This is a genomic window from Pseudomonas putida (genome assembly GCF_028682455.1).
Classification (GTDB): Bacteria; Pseudomonadota; Gammaproteobacteria; order Pseudomonadales; family Pseudomonadaceae; genus Aquipseudomonas; species Aquipseudomonas putida_AA.
The window spans coordinates 866,573-885,683 of record NZ_JANHLD010000001.1 but is presented as its reverse complement, the minus strand read 5'-3'; the positions used below and the strand labels follow the sequence as shown (position 1 = coordinate 885,683).

The following is a 19,111-nucleotide window of genomic DNA, read 5'->3' as shown; positions in this document are numbered from 1 at the left end:
CAGCGCGTGTATCATCCTCGCCGGACTTTCCACGGACGCTCGATTGATGAATGTGATCTACCACGGCAGTTGCTTGTGCGGCGCTGTTACCTACCACATCGACTCGCCGATCAAGGCCGTCAGCCATTGCCATTGCAGCCAGTGCCGCAAGGGCCATGGCGCAGCCTTTGCGTCCTATGGCAGCGTGCCCGTCGCCCACCTGACGTGCCTGGACCCACAGGGCCTGGTGCGCGTGTTCCATTCCTCGCCCACGGTCAGCCGCAGCTTTTGTTCATGCTGTGGCGCGAACCTGTTCTGGGCCGATGCAGCAGGCAGGTTTGCAGACTGGATCAGTGTCGCCCTGGGGACGCTGGACACCCCCTTCGAGCCCGCCCGGCAACAGCATGTGCATGTCGACTCGAAGGTGTGCTGGCTGGCGGCGCCCGTGGCGTGACCCGAGCACCCAGTTGGACAACCCCACAAAGCCCACCATACTGACTCGTCACTGCAAGCACGCACGCAAGCAGCCCCTGAATGATCTACACACTCCAAGGAGCTCCCATGGCAGGTTGGTTCGAGTTGGGCACCAGCAGTGACGGTCAGTACCGCTTTGTTCTCAAGGCCGGGAATGGCGAAGTCATCCTCACCAGTGAGTTGTACAAGGCCAAGGCCTCCGCCGAGACCGGCATTGCCTCGGTCCAGGCCAATAGCGGCACTGACGAGCGCTATGAAAAGAAGGAGGCCAGCAACGGCAAGTTCCACTTCAACCTGAAGGCGGCCAATCACCAGGTGATCGGCACCAGCCAGATGTACGCCAGCGCGCAATCACGCGACGCGGGCATAGCCTCGGTGAAAATCAACGGCAGCAGCAAAACCGTCAAGGACAACACCTGAGCGCGCCCTATCGCGGGGCAAGCCCGCTCCTGCCGATAGGAGCGGGCTTGCCCCGCGATACCAGGGTGACCCAGTAACGGCTGCGCGCCAGCACCGTCAGCGGCAGACTGACGGCCAGGCGATCAAGTATGGAATCGGTGTCATGCAGCTGGAACGTACCGCTGACCCTATGAGATTCCAGCTCCGGCTCCCAATGCAGCGCGCCTGGCCGATAGCGTGAAACCTCACGCAGAAAATCGCCCAACGGCTGATTCTCGACACTCAGCACACCGTCACGCCAGTCCGGTGCATGCGGATCGAGCCGCCCCATGGCGCCACTGCCATCGGCAAATACCGTCAACTGGTCGCCGTAATGCAGCGCCAGTGGCATCTCCTGTCTGACCTGCACCTGTACCGAGCCATACAGCACCGAAAGCCGGCACATCCTGTCATCGCAACGCACGGCGACCTGCGCCTGGCCCACGGTGACCCGGGCCACCCCGAAATCGACATGCAAGGGGCGCGCGTGGTTGACGTTCAGGGCGATCTCGCCCTCGATCAGCCTTACGCAATGCTGCGCCAGGTTCAGGTTGACCGCCGTTGCGGTGTTCAACTGCAGCACGCTGCCATCCTCCAGGCGCACCCCGCGCCGCTCGCCAACCGCCGTGCGCAGGTCGGCACTCCATGCAGCCAACGGCAAGTGCCGGGCCAGCAACCAGCTGCCCGGCACCGCGACCGCCAAGGCCAGCCCGCGCCGGAGCATGCTGCGACGACTGGCCTGTGTGCTCCCTGCCACCTTCATGGCCAACCCCTGTGGCACGAATAAAGCCGCAGATGCTAATTGGCCATCACCTGATCAGCCAGCACTTTCTGATTTTGTCCGCGCAGGTGTCTATTGCGTGGATTGAAACCGTGGACACTGCCCCTCCAACCGATAACGCAACGTCACCAGTCGCCCGCTCGCATCCTCATAGGTCATCAGCATCGGCGCCGCTTCACAACCGCGGGCCTGGGGGGTCTGCTCGATCAGGCGCGCCACCTCGACGTGAGTGCCGTAGGTGTAGTCCTGAACTGCAGGGACGTGTTTGCCGGTTCTTGCCGCATAGGCCTGCACTGCCTGCTCATGGGCAACCAGACGCGCATCCTTCACTTCTGGTACCGAGGCCAGCGCGTCCTGGCCGGCCAGTAGCACGATGGCTACCACCAAACCTTGCATGCGCTTCATTTTGGCTTACCTCGCACGTAGTGGAACGAATTGCCAAGCCAGACACTGCCGAGCTTACGCCCGCAATGGCGGACCGGCTACAAGGCGACACCCAGTGCATTGCGCAGCGTTGCGCCGCGGCTGTCGGACGCTGCGCTGATCAGGGCGTAGTTATAGTCACCCCGAGACCAGTAGCGGGCCTGCAACTGGCCGTCGGTTCGCTCGCCACTGGGCATGCGCGCATAGCGCTCGCCGGGTGAACGCAGAAACAGGCTGACCCGCTGGCCCTGGGCATCTTCGAACACCAGCAAGGCAGCCGGCCCCTGTTCGTTGCTCAACAGCCGTGCCCCCACCGGCGTGAAGCCGTAGACGGAAAAATCCGGCAGATTGCCGACATGCTTGAAGTGCTCGCCCAGCCAGGCCTGCAGGCGCGCCGGATCACGCGCGCTAAGGTCCAGGGCACTGGCATCGGCAAACAACCGGTGTGCCTGCACGGCATCGGCCATGGGCGGGCTACTGGCCAACAGGCTCGACTCGCGCACCTGCCACCCTCCCAAGCCGCCAATGCCCAGGGTCACCAGCAATACAGCGGCATTGGCCCAACGCCGCTGGCGCTTGCGCCGCAGGTCACGGCGAATCGCCGCGGGGTCCAGTCGCGGGTTGGGCGCGTGCCCGGCAAGGCCAGACAACGCCGCGCGCAAGTGCCGGGCATCGTTGCGCCAGCCCTCGACCCGGGCCGCCTGCTCGGGATTGGCAGCCAGGTATCGCTCCACCGCGCGCCGACGCTCGCTGTCCAGACGCTCGTCGACATAGGCATGCAGCTCTTCTTCAGAGGGGATCAACTGACTCATTTCAATCTCCGCAACGCCGGTGGCGGTGTATTGCCCTCGGCCAGTTCTCGCAGCGCCGAACGGGCTCGCGACAAACGCGACATCACAGTGCCGATGGGTACCTGCAACGCCTGGGCGGCCTCCTTGTAGCTCAGGCCCTCGACGCTGATCAACAGCAACAAGGCCCGCTGCTCGGTAGGCAGGTGGGCGAAGGCGGCGAGGCCCGACTGGGCCAGGACAATGTCTTCGGTGGCATTGCCGCCCTCCTCTGCACGCCCGAACCATGCCAACCAGCGCGCATGGCGACGCTCCCGACGCTTGCCGTCGATGAACTGCCGGTACAGGATCGAGAACAACCAGGCCCGCAGGCTACCCTCCTCACGCTGCTGGCCGCGGTGGGTCAAGGCACGCTCGACCGTGGCCTGGACCAGGTCGTCGGCACTGCTGGCCTCACGGGTCAGCCACAGGGCAAAGCGGCGCAGCCGCTCCAGCATCTCGCGCAGTTGGTCGTCTTCCAGGTCATTCATTGGCAGGGCCTTGGGTAGGAGCGGGCTCTCCCCGCGATCAAACTTCAAAACAGACGCCGAAGAAAACAGTTTATTCCCTGGTGCGGGAATAAATACCCGTCACCAGCGTCGTACCGGCTCATTCACTGACCGGATTGCTCCCATGAACACACCGTTACGCGGTGCACCGCGCGCCTTGCGCCTAGCAGCCATCGGTGTCGGGCTGGCGGCCCTCGGCGCAACCTTTGCCTACGCCGCCGGCTGGATCGGCGCCGAACGCCTGACCCCGCAGCGCATCATCGACACCTTCGAAGCCCAGGGCGGCCACTTTCCTGGCTACCGTAAAAACCACGCCAAGGGCCTGTGTGTCAGTGGCTACTTCCAGGCCAGCGGCAAGGCCCAGCCCCTGTCCCGCGCCAGGGTGTTCAGCCAGGACAAGGTGCCGGTGATCGGGCGCTTCGCCATCGGCGGCAGCAACCCCTACAGCCCCGACACCAGTGTGCCGACCCGCAGCCTGGCACTGCAGTTCAGCAGCGATGACGGCCAGTATTGGCGCACCGGCATGAATACCCCTCCCGTGCTGCCGGTGAGTACCCCCGAAGCCTTCTACCAGCAGGTCCTGTCCATGAAGCCCGACCCCGCCACCGGTAAACCGGACCCGGCCCGGATCCAGGCCTTCTTCGCCGCTCACCCGGAAAGCGCGGCCTTTCGCCAGTGGGCCAAGGACTACAAGGCACCCGACAGCTTCGCCAATTCCAGCTTCCACAGCATCAACGCCTTTGCCCTGGTCAACGCCAGCGGCGCCCGCCAGTACGTGCGTTGGCGCCTGGAGCCGCAAACCCCGTTCGCCGCCCTGCAAACCCCGGTGGATGACCGCGACTACTTGCAACACGACCTGCAGCGGCGCCTGGGCCTGGCCCCCCTGCGCTGGACCCTGCACCTGAGCCTGGCCGAACCCGGGGACCCGGTCGATGACCCGGCCCAGCCCTGGCCGGCGCAACGTCGCGACATCGACGCCGGCACCCTGGTGATCGAACAGGTCGACGGCCCCGAGCAAGGGGCCTGTCGCGACCTCAACTTCGACCCGCTGATCCTGCCCTCGGGCATCGAACCCTCGGACGACCCGATCCTGGCGGCGCGTTCGGCCGCCTATGCCGTGTCGTTCAATCGCCGCAGTCGCGAAGCCGGCCACCAGGGAGCGCAACCATGAACCCCTCCTCACCCTTTGCCTTTCACCCCTTGGCACGGCTGCTGCACTGGCTGATGGCGCTGCTGATCCTGGCCATGCTGTTCGTCGGGGTGAGCATGGTCGTCGACCTGTCGCCCCGCCACACCGTGCTGGTCAGCCTGCACAAAGCCATCGGCCTGGCCTTGCTGGTGCTGGTACTGGTGCGCATCGCCGTGCGCTTGATGCTGCCCCATCCACCGCTGCCCAGCGACCTGCCACCCTGGCAGCGCCTGGCCGCCGGGGCCTCGCACCTGATGCTGTACGCCTTGATGCTGGCCATGCCACTGATAGGCTGGGGCATGCTATCGGCCGGTGGCTACCCACTGCCACTGCAATTGCCGGCCCTGCTGCCCCACGACCTGGAGCTTTATGCCGTGTTGCGCCGGGCCCACGGCTGGCTGGCCTATGTGCTGTTCGCCACGGTGCTGGTGCACCTGGGCGCGGCATCGGTCCACGCCCTGGTACGCCGCGACAGCGTGATGCGCAGCATGTGGCCCGGGCCGGTTCGGCGCGATCAGTAGCCAAGCCATGGCAGGTATTGTCGGCCGGCCTTTTGCGGCACAATGCCCGGCCCGCCTTCACTGCCTTGGATAGCCCATGAACGCCGCACAGGACCCTGCCCAACCCGAGATTGCCCAGGCCAGCTTCGACCTGCGCCCGCTGCTGATCGCTAATATGGCCTGCACCATGGCGATGATGGCGTTCGTCGCCCTGATCGGCCCCATCGCGCGCACCTTGGGGCTGGCCACCTGGCAGGCGGGGGCCGCGGTCACCGTGGCCGGGGTGATCTGGATGCTGCTGGCCAGGCCCTGGGGCCAGGCCAGCGACCGCCTGGGCAGGCGCCGAGTGCTGCTACTCGGCACCGCCGGCTTCACCGTCGCCTACTGGGCCTTGTGCCTGTTCATCGACACCGCCCTGCATGCACTGCCGAGTGCGGCGCTGGCCTTCGCGGGCCTGGTGATCGGCCGCGGCCTGATCGGCGCGTTCTATGCCGCCCTGCCGGTTGCCGGCGCTGCGCTGATTGCCGACAACATCGCCCCGCAGTACCGTGCCCGCACCCTGGCCTCGCTGGGTGCGGCCAACGCCGTGGGCCTGGTGATCGGCCCGGCCCTGGCGGCGCTGCTGGCCCGCCACAGCCTGAGCCTGCCGTTCTATGCAATGGCGATCCTGCCGATGCTGGCATTCCTGGTGTTGCTGCTCAAACTCAAGCGCCAGGAGCTGCACCTCAAGCAACCCCCGCGCCCGGTGCGCCTGACCGATCCACGCCTGCGCCGTCCGCTGCTGGTGGCCTTCGTGGCCATGGTCAGTGTGTCGGTGGCGCAGATCACCGTCGGCTTCTTCGCCCTGGATCGCCTGGGAATGGGCCCGGCAGAAGCGGCGCAAACGGCCGGCATTGCCCTGACCATGGTGGGCGTCGCCTTGATCGTGGCGCAATTGCTGGTGCGCAAGCTGCAGTGGCCACCCCTGCGGATGATCGCCGTGGGCGCCAGCATCGCCGCCGTGGGCTTTGCCGCCGCCGCCTTTGCCACTAGCGCGACCCTGTTGTCGGCGTGCTTCTTTGTTTCGGCCTGCGGCATGGGCTGGGTGTTCCCGGCGTTCTCGGCCCTGGCGGCCAATGCCATGGACGCCTCCGAGCAAGGCGCCACGGCCGGCTCCATCGGCGCCGCGCAAGGCCTGGGCGTGGTAGTCGGTCCGCTGGCAGGCACCCTTGTCTATGCCGTCGACCCCCGCCTGCCGTACCTGATCGTCGCAGTCTTGCTGCTGCTGATCGGCCTGTGGCCGCACCCGCGCCCGGCAACCGTGCAAGCGGACCGCTAATACATGACGGAATGTGCTTTAATGCTTCGCCCAAAATTTTCAACTTATAAGGCGGCTATGGACACGGGGACACGACTCAAACTGGTGCGTGAACGCAACAAACTCTCCCAGCGGGAGCTGGCCCGTCGCAGCGGGTTGACCAACTCGACGATCTCCCAGATCGAGCAGAACCGCGTCAGCCCTTCGGTCAGCTCCCTGAAAAAACTGCTCGAAGGCATTCCCATGTCCCTGGCGGAGTTCTTCAGTTTCGATGAGCCGCCACGCGAGGAACGCTTTGTCTTTCGCTCGACCGAACAACCGGACCTCGGCAATAGCGGCCTGCGCCTGCTGCTGGTCGGAGCCAGCGTCGAAGGCCGGCAGATGCGCATGCTGCGCGAGCTCTATGCCCCTGGCGCAGACTCCGGCGACGAGCCGATCGTGCATGCCGAAGGCGAAGAGTGCGGCCTGGTGACCCGTGGCACCATCGAGCTGCGAGTCGATGGCCAGGTCAGCATCCTCAACTCCGGTGACGGCTACTACTTCCCCACCACCCTGCCCCACAGCTTCAAGAACATCGGCCCCGACGAAGCCGAGATCATCAGCGCCAACACCCCGGCGAACTTCTGACAGGGTGGCCGTCGTCGATCACGACGCGGCCTTGCCAGGCGCTGCAGCCGCCGCACCTGGCAAACGACCGTTGAGTACGCCATAGGCCAGCAGGCCGATCACCAGCCCCCAGAACGCACCACCAATGCCCAGCAGGTTGATATTGGCGGCTGCCGCCAGGAAGGTGATCAGCGAGGCTTCACGTGTGCGTGTATCGGCCACCGCGCTGGCCAGGCTCGCACCGATCGTACCCAGCAAGGCCAACCCGGCCAGGGTAGTGATGAAGCTTGCCGGAAACGCCATGAACAGCGCAGCCAAGGTCACGCCGAACACACCGACCACAAGGTAGAACAACCCGGCGGCGATGCCGGCGATCCAGCGTTTGGACGGATCCTCGTGCGCCTCCCTGCCCGTGCAGATCGCCGCCGTGATCGCCGCGATATTCAGCGCATGCGAGCCGAACGGCGCCATCAAGAACGACCCCAGCCCGGTGAGCGTGACAATCGGGTTGGCGCTGACCGTGTAGCCGTCATTGCGCAGCACCAGCATTCCCGGCATGTACTGGCCCGTCAGGGTGATCAGGAACAGCGGCAAGGCCACACTGAGCAATGCATTGACTGAGAATGTGGGCTCGGTGAACACCGGTGTTGCCACCTCCAGCCTCAACCCGGCCAGATCGACCCGCCCTTGCATCAGCAGCACGCCCAACCCCAGCAGCAGAATGCCAACCACCGCATAACGGGCGCTGAAGCGCTTGAACAACACGTAGGCGACGATCAGTCCGCCCACCAGCAGCGGATCCACGCTCAGTCCGGCAAATGCACCGAGACCGAACGGCAGCAGGATGCCGGCCAGCAGTCCTCCGGCAATCCCTGCCGGCACCAGGCGAATGATTTTCTCGAAGTAACCCGACATGCCCAGCAGCACGAAGGCAGCGGCTGAAATCAGGTAGGCGCCCACGGCTTCGGCGTAGGGTGTGTTGGCCAGGGCCACCACCAGGAACGCCGCCGCCGGTGTGGACCAGGCAGTGATGACCGGCTGGCGGCTGACCCAGCTGAGTACAAGCCCCGTCACCCCCACGCCAATCGATACCGACCCTACCCACGAGGCCGTGAGTGCGGGGCTCAGCCCTGCCACTTTGGCGGCCTGGAACACCAGGATGAAGGTACCGCCATAGTTGACGATGACCGAAATCAAACCGGCCACCAGCGGATGGAACAGGTCGCCAGGGCGTAACGTTGAATGAGGCATGAGGCTGTACTTCCTTGTCGGAGACTGGGACGTCGCAGGGCTGAAACGCCGTTGCGACCGCCCCAGTCTACGAATAAGCTGGCCTGCCAGATCAGGCCAGTTCACGGATGTACGGCAGACCACATGGCAACCACTTTCGAACTCGACACCCTCAAGATTCGCCTCAACGACCCCCACCTCCAGCACCTGGACCTGCACCAGCGTATTCAGCGAGCCTTGCGCGGCCTGATTCTCGACGGCGCGCTCGACCCCGGGTTGAAGCTGCCCGCAACCCGGGCACTGGCCCAGGCCCTGGGCATGGCCCGGGATACGGTGGAGAACGCCTATGTGCAGTTGCACCGCGATGGTTTCATCGAGCGGCGCAAGGGCTCGGGGAGCTACGTGTCGCAGACGCTGGGCATGGAACTGCGCGGCGCGGCCCGCCGGCGCATCAGGCGCCAGGATGCCCCGCCGCCGCTGCCCGCCGCCGCCGAGGGCTTGAGCCTTCGCGGCCGGGTGATCCATGCCAGCGGCGGGGTCAGTGATCAACAAGCGATCAAGGCCTTTGCCACCGGCCTGCCGGAAACCCGCTCGTTCCCCACCGATGTGTGGGAACGTCTGCAGCGCCAGGCCATGAGGGACCACCGCGGCCACGTATTGCTGCATGGCGACCCACAAGGCGCCGAGTCACTGCGCAACGCCATTGCGGTTTACCTGAACCTGGAGCGTGGCGCCAAGGTCTCGCCGGAACAAATCCTGGTGCTGAGCAGCACCCGCCAGGCCCTGTACCTGTGCGCGCAACTGCTGGTGGATGCCGACAAGCCGATCCTGATGGAAAATCCCGGCTATTTCGGCGCCTGGAAAGCCTTCGAAGCGGCCCAGGCCCGCGTGGTGCCTGTCGATGTCGATGCCCAGGGCATCCGCACCGACCTGCTGGTGGCCGACCGCAGCGGCGCCCGTTGCGTGTACGTGACGCCCTCGCACCAATACCCCACAGGCGCCACGATGAGCCTGGAACGTCGACTGGAGCTGATCAACTGGGCCGCCGACGGCAGTAAATGGATCATCGAGGACGACTACGACAGCGAGTTCCACTACGACGGATTGCCGACCGCCTGCGTGCAGGGCCTGGATGCAGCGTCGCGTACGCTGTACATCGGTACATTCAGCAAAACCCTCTACCCGGGCCTGCGCATGGGCTACATGGTGTTGCCCGCCGAGCTGGTCAAACCCTTCGCCCATGCACGCAGCATCATCGACGGGCATACCCCGCAGATCCTGCAGTTGACCCTGGCACGGTTCATGGAAGACGGCCACTACAACGCCCATGTACGGGCCATGCGCAAGCTCTATGCCACGCGCAGGATGGCGATGCTCGATGCCATTGACACACACTTGCCCGGCATCGTCAGCGCACTGCGGCCCCAGGGTGGGCTGCAGATACCCTGCTTGTTGGCCGAGGGCTGGTCAGAGGCGCAGACCATTGCCCAGGCCGCCAACGCCGGCATTCAACTGCCCGGCCTCAGCCGCCTGTATGCCGGGCCGCACAAGCGACAGGGCTGGCTGCTGGGGTATTCGTCGTTGACCGCCCATGAAATCGACACCGCCATGAAGCGCCTGGCCACAGCCCTGCAAAAGTGACCCAATGCCCGGCGGCTGCATTCACTCGGTCGCATCGGGTCGCGGGGCATGCCCGCGCTCGGCCAGCAGCTGCTGGATCACTTGTTCCTGCTCGGCATACGCCCCTTCACCGAAGTGCACGTAGCGCACCTGCCCGCTTGCATCGACAAAGTAATGCGCCGGCCAGAACTGATTGGCGAAGGCATTCCAGATCGCATAGCGATTGTCGATGGCGACCGGGTATTCGATGCCCAACCTGGCCACCTGCTCCCGTACGTTGTCGATGTCGTTTTCATAGTCGTACTCCGGCGTATGCACGCCGACCACCACCAGGCCCTGATCCGCGTACCGTTTGGCCCAGCTGTTCACATGCGGCAGACTGCGCCGGCAGTTGATGCAGTCGTAGGTCCAGAAGTCCACCAGCACCACCTTGCCCTTGAGTGCCTCGCGGTCCAGGGGTGGCGAATTGAGCCACTGCACCGCGCCACTCAAGGGCGGCATCGGCCCCAGGCTGTCCAGTTGCCTGCTGTCGGCGAACAACCGCCCGCCCAGGACCGCCAGGACACCGGTCAGCACCATGGCAATGCCGACCCTGCGCCGTGTGGGGGTGAGGCGGCGCAAGGCGCCACCCAGCGTAGTTTTCATTGGCATGGACCATCACTCCTTGTGGGGGCTTAGCCGCCTTCGTGGCAGCCATTGGTGGTGTAGGTCTGGTACTGCACGCTGCGCGGCTGGCCGTGGGAATCGAGGTAATCCATCTGCGCGGTGGTCACGCCACAGCCTCGGGCGTTGTCTTCATGCACAGCCAACACTTTCTGCACATCCAGTTGCTGACCGTAATGGTAGCGCTGCACCGGTACGCCAGTGCCGGCAAAGGCGCTGAGCGCACCCAGGCCAAGGGTGGCAAACAGGCCGATACGGGCCAGGGTCTTGAGGGTCATGTCGAGTCTCCCGGGTGAACACGTCACCGTTTGCCGAAGAGGAACAGCCCTCCCCGTCGAGACTTATTTGAAGCGCGCAAGGTATCGCCGATGTGTCTGCAAACCGCCGCATTGCCTCACCAGGTATCTGTAGCCGTTGCAGATACACTGCAATACAAACCCCGGCAGGCAGCCGCCACGGGGCTCGATACACTGGCGCCAGAACCCTTGAACAGGAGCCCGGCATGGACCATGTCGACCACGTACTGATCGTCGATGACGATCGTGAAATCAGGGAGTTGGTCGGCAACTACCTGAAGAAGAACGGCCTGCGCACCAGCATCGTCGCCGATGGCCGGCAAATGCGTGCCTTCCTGGAAGCCAATGCGGTCGATCTGATCGTGCTGGACATCATGATGCCCGGCGATGACGGCCTGCTGCTGTGTCGCGAGCTACGCGCCAGCAAGCACAAGGCCACCCCGGTGTTGATGTTGACCGCACGCAACGATGAAACCGACCGCATCATCGGCCTGGAAATGGGCGCCGACGACTACCTCAGCAAACCCTTCTCGGCCCGCGAACTGCTGGCGCGGATCAACGCCGTGCTGCGTCGCACACGCATGCTGCCACCCAACCTGAGCATCAGCGAAAGCAGCCGGCTGATCGGGTTCGGCCATTGGCGCCTGGACACCACCGCGCGCCACCTGCTCGACGCCGACGGCACCCTGGTGGCCTTGAGTGGTGCCGAGTACCGTCTGCTGCGGGTATTTCTCGACCATCCGCAACGGGTACTCAGCCGCGAACAATTGCTCAACCTCACCCAAGGCCGCGAGGCGGACGTGTTCGACCGCTCCATCGACCTGCTGGTCAGCCGCCTGCGCCAACGCTTGCAGGACGACGCCCGCGAACCGGCCTATATCAAGACGGTACGCAGCGAGGGTTATGTGTTCTCGCTGGCAGTGCAACGGGTCGAGGCCCAGCCATGAGCGCTCCCCTGCGCTGGCCGCGCACCCTGGCCTCGCGCCTGGCGCTGATCTTTTTCACCGGGCTGGTGCTGGCCTATGGGCTGTCGTTCAGCTTCCAGTTCTATGAGCGCTATGTCAGCGCACGCTCGATGATGCTGGGCAATCTGGAGCTCGATGTATCGACCTCGGTGGCCATACTCGAGCGCCTGCCTGCGGCGGAACGCGAAGCCTGGTTGCCACGCCTGGAACGACACAACTACCGCTATCGGCTCGATGGCGGCGAACCGGGCCAGCCCCTGAAGCTGAACGATGCGCCGATGGCCGCACAGTCCATCGACAAGGCCATCGGCGGCCACTACATTCTCGACTACCAGAGCATTCCCGGCCCGCGCCCACACTTCCAGGTGCACCTGCGCCTGGCCGACGGCGAGCCGCTGACCGTGGACGTCACCCCGACCACAGTGCCTTTGTCGACCTGGTTGCCGGTGGTGCTGGTGATCCAGTTGCTGGTGCTTCTGCTCTGCACCTGGCTTGCCGTCAAGACTGCCATCAGCCCGCTGACCCGCCTGGCCAAGGCGGTGGACAGCCTCGACCCCAACGTGCCGGGCCCGCGACTGGAAGAACGCGGGCCGCGAGAAGTGCAGTACGCCGCAGTGGCGTTCAACTCATTGCAGGCGCGGATCGCCGCTTATCTCAAGGAGCGCATGCAACTGCTGGCCGCGATTTCCCACGACCTGCAAACCCCGATCACACGCATGAAGCTGCGGGTCGAGGTGATGGACCCCTCCCACGAAAAAGACAAACTGTGGAGCGACCTCGAAGCCATGGAGCACCTGGTGCGCGAGGGCGTGGCCTATGCCCGCAGCATCGACGGCAGCACCGAGGCCCGCTGCCGGGTCAACCTGGACGCCCTGCTCGACAGCCTGGTGCTCGACTACCAGGACAGCGGCCAGCAGGTCGCGCTGGGGGCAACCACGGGCGCGGTCATCGACACCCGCCCCCATGCCTTGCGCCGGGTGCTGGCAAACCTGATCGACAACGCCCTGAAGTTCGCCGGCGCCGCACACCTGGAAGTGGTGGCGGGTACCGACGACAGCTCGGTGATCCGGGTGCTGGACGACGGCCCCGGCATTCCCGCCGAAGAGCTCGATGAAGTGCTCAAGCCCTTTTACCGCGTCGAAGGCTCGCGCAACCGCACCACCGGCGGCACCGGCCTGGGCCTGGCCATCGCCCAGCAACTGACCCAGGCCATCGGCGGCACCCTGACCTTGAGCAACCGGCCCGGTGGCGGCCTGTGCGCACAGGTAGAACTACCTTCCCGGCGAGCGAACCCTCGCACTTGACCAGCTCACTGCGCCGGCAGTACCGCCGCCTTGTTCACATCCTTGAGCAGGAACACCACGAACTTGGCCGGCTCGCTCTGGCTGGCATTGCGGCCCACGGTGTGGATGTCGGCCGGGCCCTCATGAAAGCTCTGACCCGGCATGAGGGTAACTTCCTTGCCGCCCTTCACGCCCATGACCACCGAGCCTTCCAGCACGTAGACAAACCCGTGGGCGTCATGGCGATGCACGGGATCGGCGCCGCCTGGCGGGTACTCGACTTCCAGGATCAACACTTCCTTGCCGGGATAGTCGGGCAGCGCTTGGGTCATCACGGGTTTGACGCTGGGCGGGGGCGCGCCGGGGGGCTGGGCATGAACGCTCATGACGCTCATCAAGGGTACAAGCATGATCAAAGGCTGGATGCGCATGTCGCTCTCCTGGTCCTGTGTATCAGCGTTGAACGGAGGTGGTTTTCAGCCAGGTCTGGAAATGAATGGCGCCAAGACGCGCACCCTCATCGGGCGTCAGCGAGCGGTCGTCGATGGGGGCGCCGAAGTAGGTGGCCTGGGGATCGGTGATGACTTCGCGAGAGTCGTGGTTGTACTGCAGGTAGGTGCGCACAAACTCCACCAACGGCAACCGCTCGGGACCGGCGACTTCCAGGGTGCGGTTGGCCGGGACCTGCTCGGCAATGTCGGCCAGGGCCAGGGCGACATCGGCGGACGCCACCGGCTGCAAGGCGGCGTTGGTCAGGCGCACCCGGTTGCCTTCCGCGCCGGAATACGCAATGCCCGCCATGAACTCGAAAAACTGCGTGGCCCGCAGGATGGTGTAGGGCACCCCCGACTGCTTGATCAGTTCTTCCTGGGCCAGCTTGGCGCGAAAGTACCCGCTGTCGAGCATGCGCTCGGTGCCGACCACCGACAGCGCTACGTGGTGGCCCACGCCTGCCGTCTTCTCGGCGGCAAACAGGTTGCGCCCGCAGGTTTCGAAGAACGACAGCGCCGCGGCATCCTCGAACGACGGTGAGTTGGACACATCGACCACTACTTCGGCGCCTTGCAGCGCCTTGTCCAGACCTTCGCCGGTGAGGGCATCGACGCCAGTCCTCGGTGACGCGGCCAGCACTGCGTGTCCCTTGGCGCGCAGGTTGTTGCACAGTTGGGCACCGATCAGACCGGTGCCCCCGATCACGACGACTTTCATGGCCGAATCTCCCACGGTAGGGTAGTAGCAACCCTTCATCGTAGCCCGTCGCACAACCGGGGGCGCGGGAGCGGATCAGCGGTTGGCGATGCGGCTCTGAATTCGCCATACCGAGGGTTCGACGAAAAACGCCCGTGCGTTGTCCTCCAGGCTTTCCAGGTGATAACCGCCCTCTTGCACGATCAGGCACGGCACGCCCAGGCCGCGGATCCGCTCGCCCAGGGTGGCGAAGCCTTCGCGGGTGACCGCGACCTTGCTTTGCGGGTCGAGCTCGAAGATGTCGAAGCCCAGCGACAGCACCAGCACCTGCGCGCCAAAGTCCGTCACGGCGGCCAGGGCCAGGTCCAGTTGCTCGATAAAGTCCGCTTCGCTGGCCCCGTGGGCCATCGGCAGGTTCAGGTTGTAGCCGGCCCCGGCGCCATTGCCGCGTTCGTCGGCAAAGCCGGCCACGCCGGGGTAGAAGTTGGTGGGATCGCCATGCACCGAGACGTACAACACATCATCCCGGTCGTAGAAAATCTCCTGGATGCCCTGGCCGTGGTGCATGTCGGTGTCCAGCACCGCCACTCGCCCGAATCGCTCGCGCAGCACCTGGGCAGCAATGGCGGCGTTGTTCAGGTAGCAGAAACCACCGGCGGCTTCGGCACGAGCGTGATGGCCTGGTGGCCGGCACAAGGCATAGGCGGCAGGCTCGCCATCGAGCAGCGCCCTGGCCCCGGCCACCGCGCTTTGCGCCGACCAGTAGGCCGAGCGCCAGGTCAGCTCACCCACCGGGCAACTGCCGTCGGCAAGGTAGCGGGCAGCCTGGGCGAGGATGCCGCGCAGGGCATTGGGTTCGCGCACGAAGATGTTCGACATCACTTCATCGCCCCAGTCTTCGGGCACCTCCTTCCAGCGCCGGTGGGCCTCCTCGAGGAACGTCAGATAGGGCGCGCCGTGCACCGCCAGTAGCGGCTGCAGGCCCGCGTCCACTGGCTCGGCGATCTCCAAGCCCAGGTGCCTGGCCGCCTGCAGCAGGTGCTGGGCGCGCTCGGGCACTTCCTGGGGGGTACGCATCTGGCCGCGGGAGTAGTAGCTGCGCGGATGGTGGAGCAGTTGTTCGGGGTGAAAGTAGCAACGCATGAGCTTCTCCTTATTCGACCCGGCCGGCACGCGCCAGCACGGCGTTGAGCAGTACGTCGGCGCCCTGGCGCACGTCTTCGGGCAACACGTCTTCGGCCTCGTTGTGGCTCAGGCCGCCCACGCACGGAATGAACACCATCGCCGTCGGGCAGTAGCGCGCCAGCAGGATCGCGTCGTGACCGGCACCACTGACGATGCTTTGCTGTGTGTATCCCAGGCCATCCACCGCCGCCTGCACCGCGGCCACGCAGTCGGCATCGAAGGGAGTGGCCGGGCTGACCCAGTGGCGATCGATGGTGACCTTCAAGCCACGCGCAGCGGCGATGGCCCGCAAGCGCGCCTCGACCTGCCGTTCCATTTCCTCGATGGCGCTGTCGTGGTGGTGACGCAGGTCGACGGTGAACTGCAGCAAGCCGGGGATGGTGTTGCGCGACGATTTGGCGATGCTCAGCTCGCCCACCGTGGTCAGGCCCTGGGGCGCGAAATCGCTGGCCAGTTGCTCGATGGCCTGGATCATCGGTGCGGCGCCATAGAGGGCATCTTTACGCAACGGCATCGGCGTAGTGCCGGCGTGGGCAGCCATGCCCTCGACCTGCACATCGAGCCAGCGAATGGCCTGGCCGCCGCTGACTACACCGATGCTCCTGGCGTTGTCTTCAAGGATCGGGCCCTGCTCGATATGCGCCTCGAAATAGGCATCCACCGCCCCGCCCAACGGGCGTTTGCCGGCGTAGCCGGTCTGCTCCAGCGCCTCGGCGACGCTGATCCCCTGGGCATCGCGCACCGCCAGGGCGTCCTCGAGTTCCATGCTGCCGGTGAACACCGCCGAACCGAACATGGCCGGTGTGAAGCGCGCGCCCTCCTCGTTGGTCCATACCGCGATTTCCAGCGGCTTTTGCGTCTGGATCTTCGAATCGTTGAGGCTGCGCACTACCTCAAGACCGGCCAGCACGCCATACACGCCATCGAAGCGCCCGCCTTCAGGCTGGGTGTCGAGGTGGCTGCCCATCATCACCGGGGCCGCATGGGCATCAACCCCCGGGCGACGGGCAAACAGGTTGCCAATGGGGTCGACACTCAGGGTAAGCCCCGCCTCACTGCACCAATGGGCGAACAGCGCGCGCCCGGCCTTGTCTTCTTCACTAAGGGCCAGGCGGCAGCTGCCACCTCGGGCAGTGGCGCCTACTTCGGCCATGGCCATCAGGCTCGCCCACAGGCGTTCGCCGTTGCTCTTCAACATCGCAGCTACTCCAGGATTTTTTGAGATTCAGGCCATTTCCAGGCGATGGGCGGCGGCATGGCGGCGTGCCAGGGCCAGCACGCAGAACAGCGAAATGGCGGCAATCACGCTGTAGAACACTGCCATCGGCCACCATTGGCCAATGAACTTGTGCGCAAGCCAGGTACCCACCAGTGGCGTCAGGCCGCCAGCAATTGCGCCACACACCTGATAGGCCAAGGAGATCGCGGTGTAGCGCACACGGGTTTCGAACATGCCACTGACATAGCCGGCGATCACCGCATAGAACGACGCCATGCAAATCACCGCCAGGGCGATGCCGACGATAATCAGCGGCGCATCGCCGGAGCTGACCAGCACGAACATCGGATAGGGCGAGGCCATCGCCAGCAGCGACACCAGGCACAGGAATCGCGTGGCACCGATTTTTTCCGCGACCCAAGCGGCCATTGGCTGGATACAGAACTGGATGATCGCCACCACGAACAGGCACTCGAGGATCAACGAGCGGGGCAAGGCCAACTGCTGGGTGCTATAGGCGATCATGAAGGTATTGGTGAAGTACACGCCGGCAATTCCCAGGGTATTGGCGCCGATGCACAGCAACAGGGGGCGCCAGGCGGTACGCAGCACCTCCATCACCGGTGCCTGCTCCTTGCGCTTGGCCTTGCTGGCTTGTTCACGACTGGCGAGGAACTCCGGCGACTCGTTGACCCCCAGGCGAATCGCCAGGCCCACCAGCAGCAGCAATGCACTGGCCAGGAACGGCAGGCGCCAGCCCCAACTCATCAGGTCTTCTTCGGGCAAGCGGGTAACAGCGCTGAAGGCCAGCAGCGACAGGATCAAGCCCGCCGGGCTGCCCAGCTGGGCGAAGGAGGCAAAGAAATTGCGCCGCCCCTTGGGGGCATGTTCCCCGGCCATCAATACCGCCCCGCCCCACTCCCCGCCCACGGCAATACCCTGGACGATACGCAACAGGACCAGCAGCACCGGTGCCGTGGCGCCAATCTGCGCATAGGTCGGCAGCAGGCCGATGCACACGGTGACCACCCCCATCATCAGCAGGGTGATCACCAGCGATTTCTTGCGGCCGATGCGGTCGCCGATATGGCCGAACACGATCCCGCCCAGGGGGCGGGCGAAAAAGCCCACGGCGAAGGTGCCAAAGGCGGCCATGGTGCTGAAGAGTTTATCGTCGGAGGGGAAGAACAAGGCGCCGAACACCAGGGCAGCGGCCGTGGCGTAGATGTAAAAGTCGTACCACTCGATCATCGTGCCGATAAAGGCAGCAGCCGCAGCCCGGCGGGGTTGGGGCGAAGCGGAAGGCGTCATGGGTCAGGCTCCTTTGATTATTTTTCTGGCAGGAGAGAACGGTGTGCCTGGCGCTCTGGCGGCGCCTGTGCAGGACCGATTTTTCGGCTCGGGGCTATGATTAGTCAATTTTCTATTTATTATTCGAACTATTAGCCACCCTTATATTCATGCCACAGGTGCCCGCCCATGCCTGACCGCCTGCTCAACGACCGCCTGGACTGGAACCTGCTGCGCACCTTCCGGGTAATCGGCCAGGAACTGAGCATCAGCCGCGCCGCGGCCCGCCTGCACCTCACCCAGCCTGCGGTGAGCCAGGCGCTCAAGCGCCTGGAAGAGCAGCTCGGCCGCCAACTGATTGCCCGTCGCGGCCCGCGCTTTGCCCTCACCGAAGTGGGCGAGCAGATCTTCCACCTGGCGGGGGAAATCTACGGGCAGATGTCGCAGGTCAGCGGTGTGCTGGAGCAGCCGGCCGACGAGGTGATCGGCAAGGTGCGGTTGCTGATGATCAGCCGGATCTGCTCGGAGCCCTTCGACGACTTCCTCGCCGAGTTTCATCGCCAGCATCCGCGGGTAGACCTGGAAATCGACGTGATGCGCAGCTCCGACATCATCAGCGCCCTGCAGGAAAAGACTGCGACCCTTGGCCTGAGCCTCAACCGCCGCCCGCAGCCGCGCCTGGAGCAGCGCTTGTTCCTGCGCCAGCGCTATGCCTTTTTCTGTGGCAGGCACCATGCACTGTTCGGCAAGGTGGACGTGGCCGAAGGCAACCTGCAGAAAGAGAACTTTGTAAGCTTCACCAGCGACCAGATTGGCGGCATGCTCTCGCCGTTGACCATTTTTCGTGACCAGCAAGGCTTCAGCGGGCGCATCGTCGCCTCGTCACCGAGCCTTGAAGAAGTGCGGCGCCTGGTGATCGCCGGGTTTGGCATTGGTTGTTTGCCTGCCCATGTGGTGGCGGCGGATGTCGAGGCCGGCTTGCTCTGGCAGCTGCCGCCCCATGAAGGGATTGCCGACGTCGACATTCACCTATTGTGGAACCGCGAACAGCGCATGAGCCGGGCCGAATCGGTGTTCATCGAAGCTTGTGGGAGCGGGCTTGCACCGCGATAAAGCGTGCACAGCCAACACACCTGGGGGCCTGGAATG

The 19,111-nt window shown here is 64.9% G+C and carries 22 protein-coding genes; 10 read left to right on the top strand and 12 right to left on the bottom strand.

The window, feature by feature from the left end:
* Positions 1–46 precede the first annotated feature (46 nt).
* Positions 47–433 (top strand): GFA family protein, encoded by a 387-nt coding sequence (locus tag NPS58_RS04410; RefSeq protein WP_274113871.1) that lies wholly within the window; start codon positions 47–49, stop codon positions 431–433.
* A 107-nt stretch (positions 434–540) separates the two neighbouring features.
* Positions 541–873, top strand: coding sequence for a YegP family protein (locus NPS58_RS04405; protein WP_274113869.1), 333 nt, complete (start codon positions 541–543; stop codon positions 871–873).
* A gap of 7 nt (positions 874–880) precedes the next feature.
* Here NPS58_RS04405 and NPS58_RS04400 read toward each other — a convergent pair whose 3' ends face one another.
* The 4 genes from NPS58_RS04400 to NPS58_RS04385 all read right to left on the bottom strand — a co-directional run bounded on the left by NPS58_RS04400 (position 881) and on the right by NPS58_RS04385 (position 3,413).
* Positions 881–1,654, bottom strand: coding sequence for a FecR family protein (locus tag NPS58_RS04400; protein WP_274113867.1), 774 nt, complete (start codon positions 1,652–1,654; stop codon positions 881–883).
* A gap of 90 nt (positions 1,655–1,744) precedes the next feature.
* A complete protein-coding gene (locus NPS58_RS04395; protein WP_274113854.1) occupies positions 1,745–2,077 on the bottom strand; it encodes a DUF2790 domain-containing protein in 333 nt (110 codons plus the stop codon).
* Between the two features lie 77 nt (positions 2,078–2,154).
* A complete protein-coding gene (locus NPS58_RS04390) occupies positions 2,155–2,907 on the bottom strand; it encodes an anti-sigma factor family protein (protein WP_274113853.1) in 753 nt (250 codons plus the stop codon).
* A complete protein-coding gene (locus tag NPS58_RS04385) occupies positions 2,904–3,413 on the bottom strand; it encodes a sigma-70 family RNA polymerase sigma factor (protein ID WP_274113852.1) in 510 nt (169 codons plus the stop codon). The genes NPS58_RS04390 and NPS58_RS04385 overlap by 4 nt, the downstream gene beginning before the upstream one ends.
* 142 nt (positions 3,414–3,555) lie before the next feature.
* Between NPS58_RS04385 and NPS58_RS04380 the strand changes: the two genes are divergently transcribed.
* The 4 genes from NPS58_RS04380 to NPS58_RS04365 all read left to right on the top strand — a co-directional run bounded on the left by NPS58_RS04380 (position 3,556) and on the right by NPS58_RS04365 (position 7,044).
* Positions 3,556–4,602 carry a catalase family peroxidase gene (locus NPS58_RS04380; RefSeq protein ID WP_274113851.1) on the top strand — a complete coding sequence of 349 codons (1,047 nt, stop codon included), beginning with the start codon at positions 3,556–3,558 and terminating at the stop codon, positions 4,600–4,602.
* A complete protein-coding gene (locus NPS58_RS04375; RefSeq protein WP_274113850.1) occupies positions 4,599–5,141 on the top strand; it encodes a cytochrome b in 543 nt (180 codons plus the stop codon). The genes NPS58_RS04380 and NPS58_RS04375 overlap by 4 nt, the downstream gene beginning before the upstream one ends.
* A 76-nt stretch (positions 5,142–5,217) precedes the next feature.
* Complete coding sequence (locus NPS58_RS04370) at positions 5,218–6,438, top strand: MFS transporter (protein WP_274113849.1); 1,221 nt, start codon at positions 5,218–5,220, stop codon at positions 6,436–6,438.
* A 57-nt stretch (positions 6,439–6,495) separates the two neighbouring features.
* Complete coding sequence (locus NPS58_RS04365) at positions 6,496–7,044, top strand: cupin domain-containing protein (protein ID WP_028941688.1); 549 nt, start codon at positions 6,496–6,498, stop codon at positions 7,042–7,044.
* Positions 7,045–7,062: 18 nt separating this feature from the next.
* Here the strand turns inward: NPS58_RS04365 and NPS58_RS04360 are convergent, their stop codons facing one another.
* Complete coding sequence (locus NPS58_RS04360) at positions 7,063–8,274, bottom strand: benzoate/H(+) symporter BenE family transporter (RefSeq protein ID WP_274113846.1); 1,212 nt, start codon at positions 8,272–8,274, stop codon at positions 7,063–7,065.
* A 123-nt stretch (positions 8,275–8,397) separates the two neighbouring features.
* On the opposite strand from NPS58_RS04360, the gene NPS58_RS04355 reads away from it, so the two are divergent.
* Complete coding sequence (locus NPS58_RS04355; RefSeq protein WP_274113844.1) at positions 8,398–9,894, top strand: PLP-dependent aminotransferase family protein; 1,497 nt, start codon at positions 8,398–8,400, stop codon at positions 9,892–9,894.
* A 21-nt stretch (positions 9,895–9,915) separates the two neighbouring features.
* Here the strand turns inward: NPS58_RS04355 and NPS58_RS04350 are convergent, their stop codons facing one another.
* Together NPS58_RS04350 and NPS58_RS04345 are read right to left on the bottom strand one after the other, a co-directional pair.
* A complete protein-coding gene (locus tag NPS58_RS04350; protein WP_425313051.1) occupies positions 9,916–10,518 on the bottom strand; it encodes a thioredoxin family protein in 603 nt (200 codons plus the stop codon).
* Positions 10,519–10,547: 29 nt separating this feature from the next.
* Complete coding sequence (locus NPS58_RS04345) at positions 10,548–10,814, bottom strand: DUF2790 domain-containing protein (RefSeq protein ID WP_274113842.1); 267 nt, start codon at positions 10,812–10,814, stop codon at positions 10,548–10,550.
* Positions 10,815–11,038: 224 nt separating this feature from the next.
* Between NPS58_RS04345 and NPS58_RS04340 the strand changes: the two genes are divergently transcribed.
* Entirely contained in the window at positions 11,039–11,779 is a 741-nt protein-coding gene (locus NPS58_RS04340) for a response regulator (RefSeq protein ID WP_274113840.1), read from the top strand.
* 8 nt (positions 11,780–11,787) lie between these two features.
* On the top strand, positions 11,788–13,101 hold the full coding sequence (locus NPS58_RS04335; protein WP_274115353.1) for an ATP-binding protein: 1,314 nt from the start codon (positions 11,788–11,790) through the stop codon (positions 13,099–13,101).
* A 5-nt stretch (positions 13,102–13,106) separates the two neighbouring features.
* Here the strand turns inward: NPS58_RS04335 and NPS58_RS04330 are convergent, their stop codons facing one another.
* The 5 genes from NPS58_RS04330 to NPS58_RS04310 all read right to left on the bottom strand — a co-directional run bounded on the left by NPS58_RS04330 (position 13,107) and on the right by NPS58_RS04310 (position 17,983).
* Entirely contained in the window at positions 13,107–13,511 is a 405-nt protein-coding gene (locus tag NPS58_RS04330; protein ID WP_274113838.1) for a cupin domain-containing protein, read from the bottom strand.
* Between the two features lie 22 nt (positions 13,512–13,533).
* A complete protein-coding gene (locus NPS58_RS04325) occupies positions 13,534–14,289 on the bottom strand; it encodes an SDR family oxidoreductase (RefSeq protein WP_274113836.1) in 756 nt (251 codons plus the stop codon).
* A gap of 75 nt (positions 14,290–14,364) precedes the next feature.
* Positions 14,365–15,411 carry a histone deacetylase family protein gene (locus NPS58_RS04320; protein ID WP_274113834.1) on the bottom strand — a complete coding sequence of 349 codons (1,047 nt, stop codon included), beginning with the start codon at positions 15,409–15,411 and terminating at the stop codon, positions 14,365–14,367.
* A 10-nt stretch (positions 15,412–15,421) separates the two neighbouring features.
* Positions 15,422–16,651 carry a Zn-dependent hydrolase gene (locus NPS58_RS04315; RefSeq protein ID WP_274113832.1) on the bottom strand — a complete coding sequence of 410 codons (1,230 nt, stop codon included), beginning with the start codon at positions 16,649–16,651 and terminating at the stop codon, positions 15,422–15,424.
* 27 nt (positions 16,652–16,678) lie between these two features.
* Entirely contained in the window at positions 16,679–17,983 is a 1,305-nt protein-coding gene (locus tag NPS58_RS04310; protein WP_274113830.1) for an MFS transporter, read from the bottom strand.
* 168 nt (positions 17,984–18,151) lie between these two features.
* Here NPS58_RS04310 and NPS58_RS04305 point away from each other — a divergent pair, with 168 nt between their 5' ends.
* Complete coding sequence (locus NPS58_RS04305; protein ID WP_274113828.1) at positions 18,152–19,075, top strand: LysR family transcriptional regulator; 924 nt, start codon at positions 18,152–18,154, stop codon at positions 19,073–19,075.
* Positions 19,076–19,111: the final 36 nt, after the last annotated feature.

Bases quoted from the DNA above. Each gene is read 5' to 3' on its own strand.
- NPS58_RS04350 (WP_425313051.1), bottom strand. From the start codon at position 10,518: ATGAAAACTACGCTGGGTGGCGCCTTGCGCCGCCTCACCCCCACACGG.
- NPS58_RS04345 (WP_274113842.1), bottom strand. From the start codon at position 10,814: ATGACCCTCAAGACCCTGGCCCGTATCGGCCTGTTTGCCACCCTTGGC.
- NPS58_RS04390 (WP_274113853.1), bottom strand. From the start codon at position 2,907: ATGAGTCAGTTGATCCCCTCTGAAGAAGAGCTGCATGCCTATGTCGAC.
- NPS58_RS04325 (WP_274113836.1), bottom strand. From the start codon at position 14,289: ATGAAAGTCGTCGTGATCGGGGGCACCGGTCTGATCGGTGCCCAACTG.
- NPS58_RS04305 (WP_274113828.1), top strand. From the start codon at position 18,152: ATGCCTGACCGCCTGCTCAACGACCGCCTGGACTGGAACCTGCTGCGC.
- NPS58_RS04400 (WP_274113867.1), bottom strand. From the start codon at position 1,654: ATGAAGGTGGCAGGGAGCACACAGGCCAGTCGTCGCAGCATGCTCCGG.
- NPS58_RS04375 (WP_274113850.1), top strand. From the start codon at position 4,599: ATGAACCCCTCCTCACCCTTTGCCTTTCACCCCTTGGCACGGCTGCTG.
- NPS58_RS04330 (WP_274113838.1), bottom strand. From the start codon at position 13,511: ATGCGCATCCAGCCTTTGATCATGCTTGTACCCTTGATGAGCGTCATG.
- NPS58_RS04310 (WP_274113830.1), bottom strand. From the start codon at position 17,983: ATGACGCCTTCCGCTTCGCCCCAACCCCGCCGGGCTGCGGCTGCTGCC.
- NPS58_RS04380 (WP_274113851.1), top strand. From the start codon at position 3,556: ATGAACACACCGTTACGCGGTGCACCGCGCGCCTTGCGCCTAGCAGCC.
- NPS58_RS04410 (WP_274113871.1), top strand. From the start codon at position 47: ATGAATGTGATCTACCACGGCAGTTGCTTGTGCGGCGCTGTTACCTAC.
- NPS58_RS04360 (WP_274113846.1), bottom strand. From the start codon at position 8,274: ATGCCTCATTCAACGTTACGCCCTGGCGACCTGTTCCATCCGCTGGTG.
- NPS58_RS04365 (WP_028941688.1), top strand. From the start codon at position 6,496: ATGGACACGGGGACACGACTCAAACTGGTGCGTGAACGCAACAAACTC.
- NPS58_RS04320 (WP_274113834.1), bottom strand. From the start codon at position 15,411: ATGCGTTGCTACTTTCACCCCGAACAACTGCTCCACCATCCGCGCAGC.
- NPS58_RS04355 (WP_274113844.1), top strand. From the start codon at position 8,398: ATGGCAACCACTTTCGAACTCGACACCCTCAAGATTCGCCTCAACGAC.
- NPS58_RS04315 (WP_274113832.1), bottom strand. From the start codon at position 16,651: ATGTTGAAGAGCAACGGCGAACGCCTGTGGGCGAGCCTGATGGCCATG.
- NPS58_RS04395 (WP_274113854.1), bottom strand. From the start codon at position 2,077: ATGAAGCGCATGCAAGGTTTGGTGGTAGCCATCGTGCTACTGGCCGGC.
- NPS58_RS04370 (WP_274113849.1), top strand. From the start codon at position 5,218: ATGAACGCCGCACAGGACCCTGCCCAACCCGAGATTGCCCAGGCCAGC.
- NPS58_RS04340 (WP_274113840.1), top strand. From the start codon at position 11,039: ATGGACCATGTCGACCACGTACTGATCGTCGATGACGATCGTGAAATC.
- NPS58_RS04385 (WP_274113852.1), bottom strand. From the start codon at position 3,413: ATGAATGACCTGGAAGACGACCAACTGCGCGAGATGCTGGAGCGGCTG.
- NPS58_RS04405 (WP_274113869.1), top strand. From the start codon at position 541: ATGGCAGGTTGGTTCGAGTTGGGCACCAGCAGTGACGGTCAGTACCGC.